Genomic DNA, 19,650 nt, shown 5'->3' with positions numbered 1-19,650 from the left:
CCCGGGCCCCGCGTACCCAGAAAGGCACCCGCTCCCCGATGAGCCCCACGAACCCTGCGGAAACCGAGCTGGACCGGATCAAGGCCAGGCTGTCGAGCGGCGAGCTGTACTCGGCCACCGACCCCGAGCTGACGCCCTACCGGCTGCGCTGCATGGACCTGCTCGACAAGTTCAACTCCACCGGGATGACCGACTTCGCGGCCCGCGAGACCCTCCTGGGCGACCTCGTGGGCCGGGTCGGCCCCGGCGGCTGGGTGATGCCCCGCTTCCTGTGCGAGTTCGGGTTCTTCATCGAGCTCGGCGCCGGAACGAAGGTCAACTTCGATGTGACGATGCTGGACTGCGCCCCCATCGTGATCGGCGAGGACGTCCTCATCGCCCCCCACTGCCGGCTCTACACCGCCAACCACCCCTTCGATCCCGGGCTGCGCCGCGACATGTGGGAGATCGCCGCCCCCGTCACCGTGGGCGACCGGGTGTGGCTCGGCGGCGGCGTGACCGTCCTGCCCGGGGTGAGCATCGGCGCCGAGACCGTCGTCGGCGCCGGAAGCGTGGTGACCAAGGACCTGCCGCCCAAGGTCCTCGCGGTCGGCAACCCGGCCCGCGTCATCCGCGAACTGTGACAGCGGCCGGCCCGAGCAGGGCAGCACCCGACCCGACCGAGGAGACGCACATGACCGACACCGCGACCCCCGCCCCCGCCGAGGCCGTGATCTTCGACCACGACGGCGTCCTCATCGACTCGGTACGGTCCGACTTCCTCGCCTGCTCGGCCCTGTTCGCCGAGCACGGCGCCGAACTCCCCGCGCAGGTGTGGGCCCGCGAGGTGTGCGGCCGACCGGACGCCTACCCGCGCCTGTTCGCCCTGCTCCCGGACCCCGGCCCGGGTAAGCACCCCGAGCTCAAGCAGCGCCTCGGCCGGCTCTGGGAGCGGTACATGACCCCCGAGCACATCCGACTCCTGCCCGGCGCGGGCGAGTTGCTCGCCCGGCTCCGGGACGAGGGCCTGCCGGTGGCGGTCGCCTCGGCGGCCGACGCCGCGTGGGTGCGGCGCTGGCTGGACCACTTCCGGATCGCCGAGTACGTCGACGTCGTCGTGGGCGGCGACGAGGTGGACGGCCGCAAGCCCGACCCGGCCGTCTACCTGGAGGCGGCCGCCCGGCTCGGCGTGCCGCCGGCCCGCTGCGTCGCCTTCGAGGACTCGCTGACCGGCATCCGCGCCGCCCAGGCCGCCGGGATCACCGTCACCGCCGTCCCCACCGAACTGACCCGCTCGCTCGACCACTCGGCCGCCGACCGCGTCCTGCCGGGCCTGTGGGCGGTCGGTGCGGAACACCTCGCCCCGGCGGTGCGCACCCCGTGAGCCGCCCGGACCCGAGCCCGCCGCCCCCGCCGGACGGTCACGACTGGTGGCGGCACGCGGTCATCTACCAGATCTATCCGCGCAGCTTCGCCGACGGCGACGGGGACGGCACCGGCGACCTCGCGGGCGTCCGCGCCCGGCTGCCCCACCTGGCTCGACTGGGCGTCGACGCCCTGTGGTTCACCCCGTGGTACCCCTCGCCGATGGCCGACGGCGGCTACGACGTCGCCGACCACCGGGGCGTCGACCCGCTGTTCGGCACCCTCGACGAGGCCGAGCGGCTGATCGCCGAGGCACGCGCACAGGGCATCCGCACCCTCGTCGACCTGGTGCCCAACCACCTCTCCCGCGCCCACCCCTGGTTCCGCGCCGCCCTCGCCGCGCCGCCGGGCAGCCCGGAACGGGCCAGGTTCCACTTCCGCCCGGGACGGGGCCCCGGCGGCGCGGAACCGCCGAACAACTGGCGCTCCGAGTTCGGCGGCCCCGCGTGGACCAGGACCACGGACCCCGACGGCACCCCCGGCGAGTGGTACCTGCACCTGTTCACCCCCGACCAGCCCGACGTCAACTGGGGCCACCCGCAGGTCGTTTCGGAGTACGAGGACGTCCTCCGCTTCTGGTTCGACCGGGGCGTGGCCGGGGTCCGCGTGGACACCGCCATCGCCTCGGCCAAGGACCCGTCCCTCCCGGACCTCGCGGAGGACGGTCTGACCGCCGCCGACGGCGGCCCCCACCCCTACATCGACCGCGACGAGCTGCACGGCATCTACCGCTCCTGGCGCCGCATCGCCGACTCCTACCCCGAACCCCGCGTCCTGGTCGGCGAGATCTGGCTCCCGGGCGCGCCCGAGCGCTTCGCCCGCTACCTGCGCGCCGACGAGCTGCACACCGCCTTCAACTTCGACTTCCTCAGCAGCCCCTGGGACGCCGCCGAGCTGCGCGCCCGGATCGACGGCACCCTCGCCGCGCACGCCGACGTCGGCGCCCCCGCGACCTGGGTGCTGTGCAACCACGACGTGACCCGCACCGTCACCCGGTACGGACGTGCCGACTCCTCCTTCGACCTCGCGGCCAAGACCACCGGCACCCCCACCGACCTGGCCCTGGGCACCCGCCGCGCCCGCGCGGCCGCCCTGCTCACCCTCGCCCTGCCCGGCTCGGTCTACCTCTACCAGGGCGAGGAACTGGGCCTCCCCGAGGCGGAGGACATCCCTCCGGACCGGCTGCGCGACCCCGTCCACTTCCGCTCCGGCGGCACCGACCCCGGCCGCGACGGCTGCCGCGTCCCGCTGCCCTGGTCCGGCACGGCCCCGCCGTTCGGCTTCACCCGCACCGACGCGGAACCCTGGCTTCCGCAGCCGGAGGAGTGGGCCGCGCTCACCGCCGAGGCGCAGGACGGCGCACCCGGCTCGATGCTGGAGCTGTACCGCACGGCCCTGCGCCTCCGCCGCTCCGGAACCGTGCCGCACGGGGCACCGCTGCACTGGCTGCCCGGTTACGACGGGGACGAGGGGGACGTCCTCGCCTTCCGGCGCGGCGATCTGCTCTGCCTGGTGAACTTCGGCCCGCGCCCCCTCGCCCTGCCTGCCGGCCACACCCTGCTGCTCGCCAGCGCTCCCGCCGACGGGGGCGAGCTGCCTCCCGACGCCGCGGCCTGGCTGCGGGCCCCGGGCCGTGGGTGACCTCCGGGCCGGGTGTCAGATGTGGCCCTCGCGCAGCGCGTAGGCGACCGCGTGGGCCCGGTTGCGCAGGTGCATCCGTGTCATCAGGGTGTGCAGCACCTTCTTGACGGTCCGCTCCGAGTAGGCGAGCTTGTCCGCGATCTCCCGGGTGCCGAGCCCTTCCGCGACCAGCCGCAGGACGTCCACCTCGCGGGGGGCCAGGCCGAGCGTCAGCGGCTGGTCCGCGTCGCTCAGGCTGTGCCGGTACAGCCTGCCCGTCTGCACCATCAGGCGGTCCAGCAGATCGGGGGGTACCAGGGACTCGCCGCGCGCCGCGGCGTGGATCGCCTCCACTAGCTGGGCCGGGGTGGCCTGCCCGCGCCAGACGACGACGCGGACCCCGCACTCGACGACCGCCATCATCTCGGGCTCGCGCAGCTGGTCGGCGACGAGCACGATGCTCTGCTCCGTGCCGCGGGCGAGCCTGCGCAGCCTGGTCTCGGCGAGCTCGTGCAGGCGTCCGGTGATGACGACGGCGACGCCCTCCGCGGGGGCGTCGCTCCCGCCGACGAGGGTGAGCGCGGGGTCGTCGCGTAAGCAGCTGAGAATTCCGGCTTCGGTCAGCGGATCGGACGTGTGGACGGACACGGGTATGCGTTTCACTATCGCCCCTATTTCTCAGAGGTTCCGCGCCGCCGAGGCGCCGGTGAATTAACGGAGAACGGAGAAACGGGAATTGCTGGGGTGTGCACCTCGGATGTGTCTCGGGGTCGGCCGGTAAGGCCCGCCTAATTGTTAGCCGGTGTCGGTTGGATCATCAAGAGAGGGTCAAGTCGGTACTGCCCGGATGACTGAAACCGGCCCCCTCCGCAGGTGCCTTCCCGCTACTACCCGTGTCGCCAACTCCCTTTGTCCCAGGTCGAGTTGGACGCACGCCCGGCGCGCCGTACGTGCGCGATCCAGCCATCCGGGCCCTGCCGCCGGTACGTCGGCTTCGGGAAGTAGCAAAGGAACGGCGGGGGAGACCCGGTGTCCCGGACCGGCCGCCGGCGGGGCCCGTCCCGCGCTCTGCGTGATGCGTCACAGTGCGCGGAAGGCCGGTTGGATCCGGGTGCGGGTGTGCCGTGCCGGGTGGTGGAGCGCAGATGTCGCGCAGTGGAATGCGAGATGAACGGACGGTTCGCCGGGAACCGCCTTTGCCGTAATTCGGGGCGGCTGGCGTCGAGTTGGGCGTAGTGAGCGGCGGGTAAGCAGTCACGGCCCCTTCCGCGTTCTTTATTTATTCCTCAACTCCGGGGCCGTAAGGGAAAGTTAAGCGAATCCCCGGGAACTTTTGACTCGCTCTTGGGGCGCTGTCATGTTGGGGCCTCGTACGCGTACTCCTTCTGTTCCCCGCAAAGTTGAGGAAACGCATGACTTCCCTGAACCGACGCTCTCTCATCGCCGCCGCGGGCGTCACCGCGGTCGCCGCCTCCGCCGGATACGCGGTGGGGTCCGAACCCGGCCCCGACCCGGACGGCGTCACCACCACCTACGGAAAGGGCGACGCCCCCAGCGCCGTCGACGAGAGCGAACTCGATTTCGGCGACAAGGACGACTTCGCCGACGCCGACAAGGGCTTCATCGCGGCCCTCACCCCCGGCGTCGTCAAGGACGAGAAGGGAAAGGTCGTCTGGGACAGCGATTCCTACGACTTCCTGAAGGGGGACGCCCCCAGGACCGCCAGCGACAGCCTCTGGCGGCAGTCGAAACTCGCGTCGAAGCAGGGCCTCTACAAGGTCACCGACCGGGTCTATCAGGTGCGCGGGCTCGACCTGTCGAACATCACGATGGTCGAGGGGGATCGCGGAATCATTGTCATCGACCCTCTCCTCGCCGCCGAGACAGCCGCCGCCGCACTGGAGCTGTACCGGGAACACCGCGGGAAGAAGGCCGGAAAGACCGAGGTCACCGGGCTCGTCATCACCCATACCCACGCCGACCATTTCGGCGGCTGCCGAGGGGTCCTGCCCGACGGCGAGCCGGGCGACATCCCCGTTCTCGCTCCCGAGGGATTCATGGCGCACGCCGCCGCCGAGAACGTGTACGCCGGCACGGCCATGGAGCGCAGGGCCGCGTACATGTACGGCGCCCAGCTGCCGCGTTCGGCCTCGGGGCAGATCGGCTGCGGACTCGGACAGACCACGGCCTCCGGCACCACGGGCCTGGTGCCGCCCACCAAGGACGTCACGGAGACCGGGCAGACCGAGGTCATCGACGGCGTGCGCTTCGAGTTCCAGATGACGCCGGGGACCGAAGCCCCCGCCGAGATGAACTTCCTGCTGCCCGAGCTGAACGCCGTGTGCATCGCGGAGATCGCTCTGCACACGATGCACAACATCATCACGCTGCGCGGCGCGCCGGTCCGTGACGCACGGCAGTGGGCGCATTGCCTGAACGAGGCGATTGCACTCTGCGAGGGCAAGGCGGACGTCATGTTCACGACGCACCTCTGGCCGACGTGGGGCGAGAAGAACATCCGCGAAATGCTGGAGAACCAGCGCGACCTGTACACGTACATGCACGACCAGACCCTGCGGATGATCAACCGGGGAATGACGGGCCCGGAGATCGCCGAAGAGATCACCCTGCCGCCGGCCCTGGCGAAAGCCTGGGAGAACCGCGGCTATTACGGCTCGCTCAGCCACAACGTCAAGGGGATATACCAGCGTTACATGGGCTGGTTCGACGGAAACCCGGCACACCTGTGGGAGCACCCGCCGGCCGCCCAGGGAAAGCGGTACGTCAAGGCGCTGGGCGGAAAGAAGGCCGCGCTGGCCGAGGCGAAGAAATGCGTCAAGGAGAAGGACCTCCGGTTCGCGGCCACCCTGCTCAACCACCTCGTCTTCGCCGAGCCCGAATACGAGGCCGCCAAGCAGGAATTGGCGAAGGTCTACACCGACCTCGGGCACGCCTCGGAGAACGCCGTGTGGCGGAACTTCTACCTCACCGGCGCCAAGGAACTGCGCGGCGGCGTCGAGAAAACCCCGACGAACGTGGCCGGCGGCGACATGATGCAGGCCCTCAGCGTCGACCAGCTCATCGACATGATGGCCGTCCGGATCGACGGGCCGGAGGCGTGGGACCTCACCCTCCGGATGGACTGGAACCTGCCGTCCGAGGACCGCGTGTGGCACCTGACGCTCCGGAACGGCGCGTTGACCTACCTCAGCGACGGCAAGACCGACCCGGACGCCGACGTCACCCTCACCATGACCAAGCCCCAGCTGATCGGGCTGGTGACCGGGAAGGGCCTCGGGGACGTCAAGGTGAAGGGGGACGCCTCGCTGCTGAAGAAGGTCTGGGACGTGGTGGAGGAGCCGAACCCCAACTTCGCCATCGTGACCCCGTGACGGACCGGCGCGGTTGAGAAGGGTGTGGGCCCGGGCAGACTCCGCCCGGGCCCACGCGCGTACCGAGAGGGGCCCGTACAGGGCGATTTCCTGCCAAAGTTCGTGACGGCTCCGTAAAGCCGTGAACCGCTCGCCGCCGTTCTGCGTAGAGGTCACTGTGCCCGCGTATCGCGGCCGCGTTCAGCGCCTCCGGCGAGTGGGGGAACACGGACATGGCAACTGGCAGCATCAGCACCGGACCAGGGGGTCCGGGGACGCGGCGACCCGGCCGCGCCGGACGAAGGGCGCCACCGGGGCCGGCGCCCCGGCCCGGAACCGGGGCCCCGGGAGCGCGCGTGCTCCCGCGGAGATGGGCCGGTCGGGACAGCGTGCCGCGTCCCCGGGGGAGGCCCGTGCGCGTGCGGGCCGGTGATCAGTGTTTCGGGACAGGGGCCAGGGCGTGGCCATGACCACTTCGGCGAAATACGACTGCGGCGGGACGACTGCCGCATGGGGGAAAAGTTGAACAGTACAGTGCGAAGCACGGGGCGGAGCCGGGTACGGGGAACGATCACCACCGAACCGACGGGGACGGGACGCACGGCCACGACCGGGCCGGCCCGGGTCCCCGTGGTGGTGCATTCCGAGGACCCCATCTCCCGCGCGGGGACGGTCAGTCAGTTACGGCTGCACCCCGAGATCGACCTCCGCGACGTCACGGAGTCGGCCGTTCCGGGGACGGTGGCGGTACTGATCGGGGAGACCCCGGACGAGAGCACCCTGACCAGCCTGCGCAGACTCGTCCGCGGGGAGGGCGCGCACGCCGTCCTCGTGGTGCGGAACCTGCGGGAGGCGGAACTCCTGGAAGTCATCGAGTGCGGCGTGGGCGCGGTGGTGTGGCGCCACGAGGCCACCGAACAGCGGCTGTTGCAGGCCGTGCTGGCCGCCGCGCAGGGCGACGGCGACCTGCCCGCCGACCTGCTCGGCCGGCTGCTGAACCGGGTGGCCACGATGCAGCGCTCCGCCGCCCAGCAGACCGGCACCCCCGTCGCCGGGCTGGTGCCGCGCGAGGTCGACGTCCTGCGGCTGGTCGCCGAGGGACTGGACACCGCGGAGATCGCGGAGGAACTCGCCTACTCCGAACGCACCGTCAAGAACGTCATGCACGGGATCACCACCCGTCTGCACCTCCGCAACCGCGCGCACGCCGTCGCGTACGCGCTGCGCGAGGGCTACATCTGACCGTGAGGGCACGGCCGGCCCGCCCCCGGGGGCAACCGGCCGTGCCCCCGTCCCGTCCCCGGCGGTCCCTGCCGGGGACGGGACACCACGGGCATGATCGGCACCGGGCCGGAACGGTCCGTGCGGCGATGGCAGGCGGGAGCGCGACGGTGATCCACGAGGTGGACGAAGTCCTCAAGGGCCTGCTCGACCAGGGCACGCTGGCCGGTTCCGGCATCGGCCTCGCCTTCGAGGCGCCCACCCGCGACTGGGCGGCCCGGCGCAACGCCCCGGCCCTGAACCTCTACCTGTACGACATCCGCGAGGACGTCGCCCGCCGCCAGCGCGGCACCGTCCCCGTCACCGACGAGGAGGGTGCGGTCCGGAAACGCCGCCAGCCGCCGCGCTGGTTCCGGCTCTCCTACCTGCTCACGGCATGGACCAAGGCACCCCAGGACGAGCACCGGCTGCTGTCCGCCGCGCTCGCCACCCTGCTGGTCCGCGAGGTCGTCCCGCCGGAGGAACTCCCGGGCACCCTGCGGGAGTTGGGGCTCTCCGTGCCGGTCACCGTCGCGGGCATCCAGACCGAGGCCCGCTCCCTCGCCGAGATCTGGTCGGCGCTCGGTGGCGAACTCAAGCCGTCCGTCGACGTGGTGGTGACCGCCCCGTTCCCGGCCTCGCCCGAGTACGACGCCGGGCCCCCGGTGACCGAGGGCGCCACCGTCCGCACCCGCGCCGTCGACGGCGGCCCGGACGCGGCGGGGGAGCGGCACCACCGCGCACACCAGGTCGCCGAGGCCCGCCGGGCCGCCCTCGCGCGCCGCCGCGCCCGATGACCACCGGCACCCACCGCAACGGCGCCGCACCGGACGCCCGGACTCCCGGCGCCGACAGCCCGGTTGACGCCGCCGACGCGCTGCTGGCCCGGGTGGCCCGGCTCCGCGCCCACGTGGCCCGTCTGGTGGAACGGCGCAGCGCCGACGACCCGACGGCGGCCGACCCGCTGCGCGGCCTCTACCTCGACGAGACGGCCGTACGCCACGCACTGGCCACCCCCGCCCCGCCCGGCGACGGGACGTGGGAGGACGGCGCGCACCCCGGGGACCGGCTCCCGCCGCTCGCCCGCCGCCTCGGCCTCACCGCCACGGAGGCGCGGCTGCTGCTCGTCGCCCTCGCCCCCGACCTCGACCGCTCCTTCGAGCCGCTGTACGGCTACCTCAACGACGACGTGAGCCGGCGCCGGGCCACCGTCGGCCTCGCCCTCGACCTGTGCGGGCTGCCCGCGCACCGGCCCGGCGCGCGCGCCGCCTTCCATCCGGAGGCACCGCTCACCGCGTACGGGCTGCTCACCGTCGAGGAGCCCGAACGGCCCTTCCTCAGCCGCACCCTGCGCGTCCCGGACCGGACCGTCGCCCACCTCCTCGGCGACGACACCCCCGACCCCGCCGTCACCGGAGGGCTCCGCCCGCTCACCGCCCCGGCCGCCCCGTACGAGGACCACGTCACCCGCCGCCTCGCCGAACGGGCCGCCGCCGGGCCCTTCCTGGCCCACCTGCGGGAGCGCCGCGAGGGGGACGGACTCGGCTGCGCCGCCTCCGCCCTGCGCGCCGCCGGCCTGGACGCCCTGCACCTCACCCCCGGGCCCGCCCCCTCCGACGCCGCCGAACCGTACGCCGAGGTGCTCAGGGAGGCCCGGCTGCGCGGCCGCGCGCTCGTCGTCTCGCCGCTGCCGGACGAGCCCGGGCCGCTGCTGCGGGCGCTCTCCGCGCCCGACGTGACCGTCCTGTTCTGCGGCACCCGCGCCTACGACCCGCGCTGGTGCGCCCGCGACCCGCTCGTGCTGGACGCGCCGGGCACGGCCGGCGGGGCCACCGAGGCGTGGGCCGACGCGCTCGGCGGGGCCCCGGACTTCGACCTGGAGGCCACCGTCGCCCCGTACCGGCTGGCCGGGGACCGGCTCGTCCGCGCCGTGCGCGCCGCCCGCGAGCTCGCCGCCTTCGAGGGCACCGCCGTGACCGCCGGTCACCTGCGCCTGGGCGCGCGCCAGCAGTCCGCCTCGGGCCTGGAGCGGCACGCCCGCCGCATCCGGCCCGACGTCGGCTGGCCGGACCTCGTCCTGCCCGAGGAGCCGCTGGACCGGCTCCGGGAACTCGCCCTGCGCGCCCGGCACCGCCAACGCGTCCTCGGCGACTGGCGGTTGAGCGCCGGGGGCGGCCGGGGCCGCGGGGTGCTGGGGCTCTTCGCCGGGGAGTCCGGCACGGGCAAGACCCTGGCCGCCGAGGTCGTCGCCGCCGAACTCGGCCTCGACCTCTACGTCGTCCAGCTCTCCTCCGTCGTCGACAAGTACGTCGGCGAGACCGAGAAGAACCTGGAGCGGATCTTCACCGAGGCCGACCGCACCGACGCCGTGCTGCTCTTCGACGAGGCGGACGCCGTCTTCGGCAAGCGCTCCGCCGTGAAGGACGCGCACGACCGCTACGCCAACCTGGAGAGCGCCTACCTGCTCCAGCGCCTGGAGTCCTTCGACGGCATCGCGCTGCTCACCACCAACCTGCGCGCGAACATCGACGAGGCCTTCACCCGCCGCCTCGACCTGGTCGTCGACTTCCCCTTCCCCGACGCCGGGCAGCGGCTGGCCCTGTGGCGGCACAGCCTCGCGGGCGTACCGTGCGCCGAGGACGCCGAACCGGAGCCCTGCGCGCGCGAGTTCGAGCTCTCCGGCGGCTCGATCCGCAGCGCCGTCGTCACCGCCGCGTACGCCGCGGCCGCCCGGCCGGACGGCGCGGTGACCACCGAAGACCTGCTGGAGGGCGCCCGCCGCGAGTACCGCAAGGCCGGGCGCCTGGTCCCGGGCGAGGGCGGCTGGTGAGGGGGGCGGGCCACGCGGCCCGCCCCGCGCGCGGTCAGCTGTCCTGCGTCTTCACGATCCGCCACCCGTGGTCGTCGGTGGTGGCGCAGTCGAACAGCATCAGGTCGGTGTCGTTGTCCCGGACGCGGTTCCCCGCCACGTCCAGGCATTTGTTGTTGCTGGCGAAGTTCCGGAACCAGTACGAGCCGTCGTCCTGCTCGGCCGCCCACCACAGCTGGTTGTCCTCGGGCGTGCCGTTGCAGCGGCCCTCCCACACCTTCGTACGCACGGGCTGGGCGCCGAACTCGGGCAGGTCCATGCAGAGCCCGTCCTTGGCGTTGACGATCAGGAACAGCGGGCGGCCGCCCGGGCCGCCCTTCGGCTGCTTCACGTCCAGGTGCCAACGCTGGTTGTCCCGCGGGGACTTGTCGCAGGCGAACTGGCGCACCGGAGCGGCCTCCCGGCCCTTCCCGAAGCCCGGGATGTCGGCGCACTTCTCGGTGGCCGTGTTGTACAGCGCCACGTTCCGCGCGGGCACCGGACCCTGCTTCTTCGGCGGCTGCGGCGGCGGCTTGTCACCCCCGCCGCCCCCGCCGTCGCCTCCGCCGCCGTCCTCGGGCTTCTCCGGCTCCTTCGGCTGCTCCGGCTCCGGCGGCGCGTCGCTCGGCGTCGGCGCGATGCTCTGCCCCGCGCCCTCGCTCTTTGCCGTGGCGGCCGTGCGCACCTGCGGTTTGTACGCCATCCACAGCACCACGAAGGTGATCGCCAGAGCCAGGAACACCGTGCAGAACGTGGCGAGCCAGCGCGGCAGCACCCCGCGCTGCACATAGGTGCCGTCCACGGCCAGCGGCTCCACACCGGAGCGCTGCACCGCCATCGTGTACGGCCGCTGCTGCGCCGAACCGAACCAGACGATCTGCTTCGGCCGCAGCGTGGCGTCCACGAACGCGGCCCGCCCCGGCTCGATCTGCACATTGCCCGGATGGATCTCGTAGGACAGCTCGTCCGCGGTGTCGCTGCCGCTGATCGAGGCGGTGAGCCCGGTGTTGCCGAGGTTGTCGACCGCCAGCTTCGGCCGCCCCCGGAACCTCCCCTTCACGGTGGGGGGTACGAGGTCGGCGCGTACCTCGGTGAACGGCGTGACCGTGAGGTTGCCCTCCGGCACGGTCACCGCGTCCGGATGCTCGGTCGGGGTGATGCGCACCGCGTACGGATGCGGCCCGGCCGCCGCGTCCGGGGTGCGGGGCGGGGCGAACGTCAGCTCCACCGTCCCGGTCGTGCCGGGATACAGGCGCAGGGACTGCGGCTCCACTCTCGTCCACGGTGCCGGGTCGCCGACGGGCTCGAAGCGGTACTCGTCGACAACGTCACCGGTGTTGCGTATCCGCAGCCGCACGGTCGTCGTGCCGCCGGGGTCGACGGTCGCCGAGGCGGGTTCCAGGGAGGTCCACAAGCTCATACCGCGACGCTACGGAGCCACCCCGCCCGCTGTCGCAAGCTGAGGGGTAGCGACCCCTGCCCGAAGGCGCAGGCTCGGCTGTCCTCGCGGGCAGGGGCGCCGGAGGAAGCACCGCTGCCCCGGGATCTGCCCCCGGGACTCTCCCCGGGGACCGCCCCCTCCCGTAGGAAGACGCCGTCGCACCCCTACGGACGGAGGCGGTCTTGCACGCACAGGAACGGCCGGAACAGCAGACGTCCCGGACCCCACGACGCGCCGAACGCCCGCACACCGCGTCCCCGGCGGCGCACAGACTGCGCGCCCTGCAACGGAGCGCCGGCAACGCCGCGGTGGCCAGGATGCTCGCCGACGACGGCCCTCCCCTCCAGCGGTCGGTGGCGCACGAGGTGCTCCGCTCGGCGGGGAAGCCGCTCGACGAACCGGTCCGGAACGAGATGGAGGCCAGGCTCGGGGCCGACTTCTCCGACGTCCGCCTGCACACCGACGGCACGGCCCGCCGCTCGGCGGCCGAACTCGGCGCGCGGGCCTGGACGTCGGGCAGCCACGTGGTCCTCGGCGAGGGCGGCGCCGACCGCCACACCCTCGCCCACGAACTCACCCACGTCATCCAGCAGCGCCGCGGCCCCGTCGCCGGCACGGACAACGGCTCGGGCCTGTCCCTCTCCGACCCGTCGGACCACTTCGAACGGGAGGCCGAGGCGAACGCGACGAGGGCCCTGAGCGGGCCGGTGCCGGTCGGGCCGGAGCAGGGCGGGGATGTACGGGCGGGGGGCAGTCCGGAGGCCGTGCAGCGGACCGTCGTTGCCTACAGCACGTCGGACAAGGGGGCCGACGAAAAGGTCATGGAGGACCTGGCGGCCTTCGCAAAGAAGCTCGATGCCGCCGTCCGGCTTGCCTGGCTACAGGCAACCCAGAATCCGACCGACCCCAAGGTCTCGGAAACGGACGGGCACACGAAGCTGTGGGCGCAGGAGTGGCAGGCGTATGAGGAGGGACGGGTGACGCCGCAGGACATGGCCGGCATGCTGCCCAGCCGGGTCGGTTACGCCATCGAATCCCTGGGGACCAAGGTGTTCCTCAAGCTGGGGAAAGAATGGGCAGGGTCGGCGTCCGGCCACACGTTCTCGGTGCTCCTGCAGGCCACCGACGGCAACACCCGCCCCGATGTCGTGCTCTCACACGGCAAGAAAGCCGTCGGCTGGTACGACATCACGTCCGAAAACTCCAAGGGGCACATCACCGGGAAGGACGGTCCCGGGTGGGCGAACAAGCCGTACGTCGCCGAGATCACCTATCCGGCGGTGAGCCTGGAAACGGTCACGTCGCATACGGATAAATGGGAGAAGGCGGGCAGACCCGCCATCGCGGACGATCCCATGGTCTTCGCCGACTACTGGCTGGAGCGGGCGTCCTTCGAGCTGACGATGGACCGCATGCGCAAGGACATCGCGGGTGCCTCCCCCTCTCTTCTCGACCATGCCCGAAAGGCGGCCGACGGCGTCACCGGAGGCGCGAATCAGAATACTCGCAGGCAGTACATGGGCCACTGCCTTGCGCTCTACAAAAGGGGCACCCTCTCCGGTACGTCCGAGGAATCCACGGTGGCCGCCGAGCTCAAGGACGCATTCGAGAAGGGGGCGACCGATGCATTCAAACCGCAGCCCAAGGACGTCGCTTCGATCATCCAGTGGCTCACCGGCGACAGCAAGAAGTACGGCTTCCAGGGCACCGACGGAAAGGGCACGTACAAGAGCCTGAGTGTTCAGCCCGGAATCAGCTGGCTCCAGGACTGCGCTGCGTACAAGCAGTTCACCGTCCCGGACGCCGATGTCCGGGCGTACATCGAGACGACCTATCCGGACGGCCGCCAAGCGCTCAGCGAGGCCGGGCTCACGTGACCTGCCCCTGACCCTTCACCCCCAACTGCCCCCGAGGGCAAGGACCTTGCCCCGGGGCTGGTCCCGGAGGCCGTACCCCGGGGGGCCCGGGGGACGCAGGGTGGGCGGGGCCCGATCGAGTACCGGAGGAGAGTGGAGCATGCCGTCCTACCTGTCGCCCGGCGTCTACGTCGAGGAGGTGGCCAGCGGGTCGCGCCCCATCGAGGGGGTGGGGACCTCGGTGGCGGCCTTCGTCGGTCTCGCACCCGACGGGCCGCTGAACGAGCCGACCCTGGTCACCAACTGGACGCAGTACGTGGCGGCCTTCGGGGACTTCACCGACGGGTACTACCTCGCTCACAGCGTCTACGGCTTCTTCAACAACGGCGGCACGGCCGCGTATGTCGTCCGCGTCGGCGGAACACCCGGCGGCCCCGAGGCCGATGCGGGCCGGAGCGCCGACGGCACCGCCGCGCCGGCCGAACTCCCGCCCGGCGAACCGGCGGAGCTGGGCACCTTCCAGGTGCGGGCCGTGGCGCCGGGAGCGCTGACGGTGGAGGTCGCCGACGCCGACGGCGAGGGGCCGGCCGAGCGCTTCAAGCTGATCGTCAAGGACGGCGACAAGGCCGTGGAGACGTTCAGCGTCAGCGCGAAGAAGAGCAGCCGCAGCTACGTCGTCACCCAGGTCAAGGAGCGCTCCAAGCTCATCACCGTGCAGGAGGCGGCCGCCGCGGGGCAACTGGCCAGGCCCGACAACCAGACCGTGACGCTCAGCCCGCCCGCAGCGGCGCCGGCCCCGGCCGTACCCGCGGAGCCCGCCGCGCAGCCGGGGCCCGCCGAGTACCTCGGGGACTCCGCCGACCGCACCGGCTTCGGCGGCCTCGAGGCCGTCGACGAGATCTCCATGGTGGCCGTGCCCGACCTGATGGCCGCCTACCAGCGCGGCGCGATCGACCACGACGCCCTGAAGGCCGTGCAGTTGGGACTGATCGCGCACTGCGAGCTGATGGGCGACCGGGTCGCCGTCATCGACCCGCCGCCCGGACTGAACGCGCGCCAGGTCCGCCAGTGGCGGCAGGACACCGCGGGCTACGACTCCAAGTACGCGGCCCTGTACTACCCGTGGCTCAAGGTCTTCGACCCGGCCACCGGCCAGCCCCGCATGGTCCCGCCCAGCGGTCACATCTCCGGGATCTGGGCCCGCAACGACTCCGAGCGCGGCGTGCACAAGGCCCCCGCGAACGAGGTCGTGCGCGGCGCCGTCGACCTGGAGCTCCAGATCACCCGCGGCGAGCAGGACCTGCTCAACCCGCTCGGCATCAACTGCGTCCGCGCCTTCCCCGGCCGCGGCATCCGCGTCTGGGGCGCCCGTACGGTCTCGTCCGACCCGGCCTGGCGGTACCTGAACATCCGCCGCTACTTCAACTACCTGGAGGAGTCGATCCTCATCGGCACCCAGTGGGTGGTGTTCGAGCCGAACGACCACGCGCTGTGGGCCCGTATCCGCCGGAACGTGTCGGCGTTCCTGGTCAACGAGTGGCGCGGCGGGGCCCTGTTCGGTGCGCGCCCTGAGGAAGCCTTCTACGTCAAGTGCGACCAGGAGACCAACCCGCAGGAGTCGGTCGACCTCGGCCGCGTCATCTGCGAGATCGGCATCGCGCCGGTCAAGCCCGCCGAGTTCGTGATCTTCCGGCTGGCCCAGTTCTCCAGCGGCAGCGGGGAGCTGGAGGAGTAACCACCCCGGTAGCGGCGGCAGTTGAGGCCGTCCGCGCTCCGGAACCTCGATCGGACCGACAAGGACAGGGACGCACCAGACATGAGTCTCCAGCCGGGTGACGCGCTCACCTCACACAACTTCGGCCTGCAGATCGACGGCGTCATGGTCGAGTACCTCGCGGAGGTCAACGGCCTGAGCATCGAGCAGGACGTCATCGAGTACAACCAGGTCTCCGCGCAGGGCAAGGCGATGGTCAAGAAGCTGCCCGGCGTGAAGAAGGCCGGCACCTGCACCGTCGTGCGCGGTATGACGCAGTCCGCTTCCTTCAACGAGTGGATCAACGAGTCCGTCAACGGCCAGATGGACTCGGCCCGCAAGAACGCCACCATCATGATGCTCGACTTCCAGGACAACCCCGTGAAGCGCTACAACCTGCGCAACGCCTGGTGCAGCAAGATCGACACCAGCACCGTGAAGGCCGGCGAGGCGGCCGCGCTCACCGAGACCGTGACCATCACCTTCGAAGAACTGGTCATCGAGTAATGCGCCGTTCCGCCCTCAAGCCGCCCCCGGGAGAGGCCGGTCAGGACCCGGAGACCCCGCCCGCCCCGGCCCCCGAACCGCAGCGGCTCCGCACCGAGTTCCCGTTCGAGCTGCCGCGCGGGTACGTCGACGAGTCGGGCACCGTGCACCGGGAGGGCGTGATGCGGCTCGCGACCGCCAGGGACGAACTGGTGCCGCTGCGGGACGTCCGGGTGCAGGAGAACCCGGCGTTCCTGTCCGTGGTGCTGCTCGGCCGCGTGATCACCCGGCTCGGCACGCTGCCCTCGGTGCACGACGGCGTCGTGGAACAGCTCTTCGCCTCCGACCTGGCGTTCCTCCAGGACTTCTACCGGCAGATCAACGCCGAGGGCCACACCCGCGCCGGCGTCTCCTGCCCGCACTGCGAGCAGCCGTTCGAGGTCGAACTCGGCGGGAGCCGCCTGGGGGAATCGTGACGTACGCGACCGACCGGCTGCACGCGGAGATCGCGTACGTCGCCTACCACTTCCACTGGAGCCTGGAGGACATCCTGGACCTCGAACACCCCGACCGCCGCGAGTACACCCACCAGATCGCGGCCCTCATCACCCGCGCCTCGGAGGGGTGAGGCGCACGTGGGGATTCTTGAGTGGTTCAGGCGTGGGGGTGGACTGGGGGGATCGGGGGCCGTTGGGTCGTCGGGTGGCTTGGGGGCTTCGGGGTCGTCGGACGTCTCGGGTGACTTGGGTGGCTCAGGGTTCTCGGGTGACTCGGGGGCCTCGACGGCCTCGGGGTTCTTGGGTGACTTAGGTGGCTCGGGCGCCTCGGGTGCTTTGGCGGCTGCGGGTTCGTCGGACGCCTCGGGCGCTTCGGATGTCCCGGGGGTGCCTGGTGGTTCGGGGGCTCCGGGGGTGTCCGGGGCGAGTGGTGGGGCGTGGAACGCGCTGCCGCCGGTGCAGCGGGTGAGCGCGGCGACGGCGGGGCCGGTCGCGGACGCCGGTTTCGGGGACCGTCTGTCCACCCGCCAGAACCCGGCCTTCGGCGGAGCCCTCTCCCACGCCGTACTGGACAGCGCCCCGGGCGGCCTGGTCTCGGGCCTGCTGACCGTACCCGGAAGCCCCGCCACGGGACTTGAGGGCCCGCCCCCTTCCCTTCCGGTCGCGTCGGATACGCCGGACGGGCAGGGGAGCGCACCGGGTGGAGCTGCCGGGGGCCGGTCCCGGGTGCAGCGCTCGGTACGGGCTCCGGTGCCAACTGTCCTGCCCCGACGCGGGGTTGAGGTGCGTCCGGTGCCGTCGGGCGGCGGTGACGTGGGGCGTGACGGTGGCGCTGTGCCGAGGTCCGGGTATACGACGTCCGAGACGCCTGGTGCGGCTCCGGGGCCTGCGACTCCTCCGGTACCTGGGACGTCTCCGGCGGCTGCGGTTTCTCCCAGGCCGGCGGCGTCCGGGAAGTCTCCGGTGGATGGGGCGCCTGGGATGCCTGCGGCGTCTCCGGGGTCGGCGGCGTCCGGGAAGTCTCCGGTGGCTGAGGCGACGGGGACGCCTGTGGTGTCTCCGGGGTCGGCGGTGTCCGGGAAGTCTCCGGCGGCCGAGACGCCTGGGATGCCTGTGGCGTCTCCCGGGCCGGTGGTGGCTGAGGCGCTCGGGGTGCCTGGGGCGTCACCGAAGCCGTCGGTGCCTGGGACGTCTCCGACGGCTTCCGGGTCTGGGACGTCTGCCGTGCCTGCGCAGTCTGCGCTGCCTGGCGGAACCCCGGATGCGCCTTCTGCGTTGCCTGTCGCGCGGGCGGTGAGCCGGTCGGCGGGTGCCGGTCGGGTGGAGTCGGGCTCGCGGCGATCCGGCGGCGGTGGAGGAGAAGGGACTTCCGGCCGTGGGGTGTCTCGCGCGGTGCGGCGTCCGGTGGGTACGTCGTTGATCGCCTCGCGGCGCGCGCCTGCGGTGCAGCGGCGGACCCTGCCGGCTGTCACTTCGGCGGACCGGACCAACACCCCTGGTGAGGCGCCGAGTTCGGACACGGCGGGACGATCGGATACGGAGGCGGAAGCACTCCCGCCCGAGAAGCCCACCGCCGGGAGGGAGCGGCCGGTCACACCGCCGAGGTCCGGGGGAGTCCCGGAGTCGGCGGCAGGCCGGCCGGGACGGACGGCGGACGACGCGGCGACTGCTTCGGCGGCCACTCCTGTCACGCACCCCGGAGAAGCCCCGGCCCCGGCAACGGGCCCGCGAACGGCACCCGTCCAGAGAAGCGCCCGCCCGCGGCCCCGGCCCACCGAGACCCGAAGCGCGGGCCCGAAACCCGCACCGACGGGCCTCGGCCCTCCGACAGCCTCGGACGGCCACCCGCCGAAGCGGCCGGAGCCGGCTCCCCGTACGCGACCGCTGCTCGGCGCGCCACTCGCCACGCCACCGGCGGACGCCACACCGCTCCTTGGCCGGGGAGTGCCCGACAGGGGAGGGGAGTTCACGCCCGAAGACCGTTCGGCGGCCGCGCCCCGGCCCGCCCCGGCCCGGAGCACGGCGCAGAGCGGACCGGCTCCGGCCCAGCGCACCCGCGCCGCCGAGCCACCGCGCCCGGATGGTCAGGCGAGCGCCGCCGGTTCCTCCCCCGAGCCCTCCGCCGTGCAGCGGCACGCCCTGGCCGAGACCCAGCAGCCGTCTCCCGGTCCGAACTCCCGGACAGAGACACCGAGTTCGGGACGCAAGACGGAAGCACCCGGCGAGCGGGAGGCGAGCACCCCCGTACCCATACCGGTACGCCCGCTCGCCTCCGCACGTGCCCTGACTCCCGCGATCCCGTATCCGGCCGCAGGACCGGCGACGCAACAGCCGCCCCCCGCCGTACAGATGCGCCGGGTCCCGGACACCGGCCGCCCCGCCCCGTCAACCGCCCGACGCCGGCCCGCCCCACCCCGCACCCCGCCGCGCCACGACCCCGATCCGTCCGGCACCTCGCCGACCGGAGCGCGCCCGACCGGAGCCCCGCACACCAGCCCCGGCGCCACCCAACCTCACCGACCCAATTCGCCTGCCACACCGACCAGTTCACCCACAACACCGACAGGCACACCGCGAGGCCCGTCACCGGCCCACCCGTCCGCACTCCACCACGCCCCCGCCCAGCGCACACCCACCCGAACCCCGCCCACCCCCGCACCGCGCCCGGAAGGGCCGGCCACTTCCCTCCCACCCGCCCACACAGCCCTGGCAGCCCCTCCCACCGTCCCCCGCCCGTCCACCACACATCCCGTACAGCGGGCAGCAGCAACGACCCCCACCACCCTGCCGACCCCAACTCCCCCCGGAACCACGGCTCCGACGCCAACCCACCCCGAAGCGCCGGCCACTTCCCTCCCGCCGACTCACACAACCCCGACCCCAACCGCCCCGATACTCCCTCCCGCCTCATTCCCGCCCACCCCGCACCCCGTGCAGCGAGCGGCCACAACGACTTCCACCACCTCACCGACGCCAACTCCCCCCGGAACCCCGCCTGCGACGCCGCCCCGTACTGGCACTTCGCCCGCGAGGCCAACGCACCCCGGAGCCTCGGGCGTGACGCCGCCCCGTACCGGAACCTCGGGCGTGACGCCGCCCCGTACTGGCACTTCG

Annotated in this window: 14 protein-coding genes; 12 read left to right on the top strand and 2 right to left on the bottom strand. The window is 72.6% G+C overall.

Translation table 11 applies throughout. The features are described from left to right. The first annotated feature begins 38 nt into the window (after positions 1 to 38). Genes HCC30_RS25440 through HCC30_RS25430 form a run of 3 tightly spaced genes read left to right on the top strand, consistent with a single transcriptional unit; the run spans position 39 to position 3,045 of the window. A complete protein-coding gene (locus HCC30_RS25440; RefSeq protein WP_169445128.1) occupies positions 39 to 623 on the top strand; it encodes a sugar O-acetyltransferase in 585 nt (194 codons plus the stop codon). Positions 624 to 673: 50 nt separating this feature from the next. Further along, on the top strand, positions 674 to 1,363 hold the full coding sequence (locus tag HCC30_RS25435; RefSeq protein ID WP_169445127.1) for an HAD family phosphatase: 690 nt from the start codon (positions 674 to 676) through the stop codon (positions 1,361 to 1,363). Continuing rightward, on the top strand, positions 1,360 to 3,045 hold the full coding sequence (locus tag HCC30_RS25430) for a glycoside hydrolase family 13 protein (protein WP_346776804.1): 1,686 nt from the start codon (positions 1,360 to 1,362) through the stop codon (positions 3,043 to 3,045). The genes HCC30_RS25435 and HCC30_RS25430 overlap by 4 nt, the downstream gene beginning before the upstream one ends. 15 nt (positions 3,046 to 3,060) lie before the next feature. Here the strand turns inward: HCC30_RS25430 and HCC30_RS25425 are convergent, their stop codons facing one another. Further along, positions 3,061 to 3,672 (bottom strand): response regulator transcription factor, encoded by a 612-nt coding sequence (locus HCC30_RS25425; protein ID WP_346776803.1) that lies wholly within the window; start codon positions 3,670 to 3,672, stop codon positions 3,061 to 3,063. A 764-nt stretch (positions 3,673 to 4,436) separates the two neighbouring features. On the opposite strand from HCC30_RS25425, the gene HCC30_RS25420 reads away from it, so the two are divergent. The 4 genes from HCC30_RS25420 to HCC30_RS25405 all read left to right on the top strand — a co-directional run bounded on the left by HCC30_RS25420 (position 4,437) and on the right by HCC30_RS25405 (position 10,485). After that, positions 4,437 to 6,416: an alkyl sulfatase dimerization domain-containing protein gene (locus tag HCC30_RS25420; RefSeq protein ID WP_169445125.1), complete on the top strand. Its 1,980-nt coding sequence runs from the start codon at positions 4,437 to 4,439 to the stop codon at positions 6,414 to 6,416. Positions 6,417 to 6,965: 549 nt separating this feature from the next. Beyond that, on the top strand, positions 6,966 to 7,637 hold the full coding sequence (locus HCC30_RS25415; RefSeq protein ID WP_346776816.1) for a response regulator transcription factor: 672 nt from the start codon (positions 6,966 to 6,968) through the stop codon (positions 7,635 to 7,637). Between the two features lie 149 nt (positions 7,638 to 7,786). After that, entirely contained in the window at positions 7,787 to 8,452 is a 666-nt protein-coding gene (locus HCC30_RS25410; RefSeq protein WP_169445199.1) for a DUF4255 domain-containing protein, read from the top strand. Beyond that, positions 8,449 to 10,485 (top strand): AAA family ATPase, encoded by a 2,037-nt coding sequence (locus HCC30_RS25405; RefSeq protein WP_169445123.1) that lies wholly within the window; start codon positions 8,449 to 8,451, stop codon positions 10,483 to 10,485. Before HCC30_RS25410 ends, HCC30_RS25405 begins: the two co-directional genes overlap by 4 nt. Positions 10,486 to 10,519: 34 nt before the next feature. Here HCC30_RS25405 and HCC30_RS25400 read toward each other — a convergent pair whose 3' ends face one another. After that, a complete protein-coding gene (locus HCC30_RS25400) occupies positions 10,520 to 11,923 on the bottom strand; it encodes an RICIN domain-containing protein (protein ID WP_206324318.1) in 1,404 nt (467 codons plus the stop codon). 338 nt (positions 11,924 to 12,261) lie between these two features. Here HCC30_RS25400 and HCC30_RS25395 point away from each other — a divergent pair, with 338 nt between their 5' ends. From HCC30_RS25395 to HCC30_RS25375, 5 genes are all read left to right on the top strand, one after another. Beyond that, positions 12,262 to 13,821 (top strand): DUF4157 domain-containing protein, encoded by a 1,560-nt coding sequence (locus HCC30_RS25395; protein ID WP_169445122.1) that lies wholly within the window; start codon positions 12,262 to 12,264, stop codon positions 13,819 to 13,821. Positions 13,822 to 13,960: 139 nt separating this feature from the next. Beyond that, entirely contained in the window at positions 13,961 to 15,535 is a 1,575-nt protein-coding gene (locus tag HCC30_RS25390; RefSeq protein WP_169445121.1) for a phage tail sheath subtilisin-like domain-containing protein, read from the top strand. An 81-nt stretch (positions 15,536 to 15,616) separates the two neighbouring features. Continuing rightward, positions 15,617 to 16,060, top strand: coding sequence for a phage tail protein (locus HCC30_RS25385; protein WP_169445120.1), 444 nt, complete (start codon positions 15,617 to 15,619; stop codon positions 16,058 to 16,060). Beyond that, a complete protein-coding gene (locus tag HCC30_RS25380) occupies positions 16,060 to 16,515 on the top strand; it encodes a hypothetical protein (RefSeq protein WP_169445119.1) in 456 nt (151 codons plus the stop codon). Before HCC30_RS25385 ends, HCC30_RS25380 begins: the two co-directional genes overlap by 1 nt. Further along, positions 16,512 to 16,667: a DUF6760 family protein gene (locus tag HCC30_RS25375; protein WP_169445118.1), complete on the top strand. Its 156-nt coding sequence runs from the start codon at positions 16,512 to 16,514 to the stop codon at positions 16,665 to 16,667. Before HCC30_RS25380 ends, HCC30_RS25375 begins: the two co-directional genes overlap by 4 nt. The last annotated feature ends 2,983 nt before the right edge of the window (positions 16,668 to 19,650 follow it).

The organism is Streptomyces sp. HNM0574 (assembly GCF_012726235.1).
In the GTDB taxonomy this organism is placed as follows: Bacteria; Actinomycetota; Actinomycetes; order Streptomycetales; family Streptomycetaceae; genus Streptomyces.
Note: the sequence above shows the minus strand (reverse complement) of the source record. Positions and strands in the feature narration are given on the sequence as shown.

Excerpts from the sequence above, each read along its gene's own strand:
- HCC30_RS25395 (WP_169445122.1), top strand. The coding sequence starts at position 12,262 with ATGCTCGCCGACGACGGCCCTCCCCTCCAGCGGTCGGTGGCGCACGAG.
- HCC30_RS25420 (WP_169445125.1), top strand. The coding sequence starts at position 4,437 with ATGACTTCCCTGAACCGACGCTCTCTCATCGCCGCCGCGGGCGTCACC.
- HCC30_RS25405 (WP_169445123.1), top strand. The coding sequence starts at position 8,449 with ATGACCACCGGCACCCACCGCAACGGCGCCGCACCGGACGCCCGGACT.
- HCC30_RS25385 (WP_169445120.1), top strand. The coding sequence starts at position 15,617 with ATGAGTCTCCAGCCGGGTGACGCGCTCACCTCACACAACTTCGGCCTG.
- HCC30_RS25390 (WP_169445121.1), top strand. The coding sequence starts at position 13,961 with ATGCCGTCCTACCTGTCGCCCGGCGTCTACGTCGAGGAGGTGGCCAGC.
- HCC30_RS25400 (WP_206324318.1), bottom strand. The coding sequence starts at position 11,923 with ATGAGCTTGTGGACCTCCCTGGAACCCGCCTCGGCGACCGTCGACCCC.
- HCC30_RS25440 (WP_169445128.1), top strand. The coding sequence starts at position 39 with ATGAGCCCCACGAACCCTGCGGAAACCGAGCTGGACCGGATCAAGGCC.
- HCC30_RS25380 (WP_169445119.1), top strand. The coding sequence starts at position 16,060 with ATGCGCCGTTCCGCCCTCAAGCCGCCCCCGGGAGAGGCCGGTCAGGAC.
- HCC30_RS25435 (WP_169445127.1), top strand. The coding sequence starts at position 674 with ATGACCGACACCGCGACCCCCGCCCCCGCCGAGGCCGTGATCTTCGAC.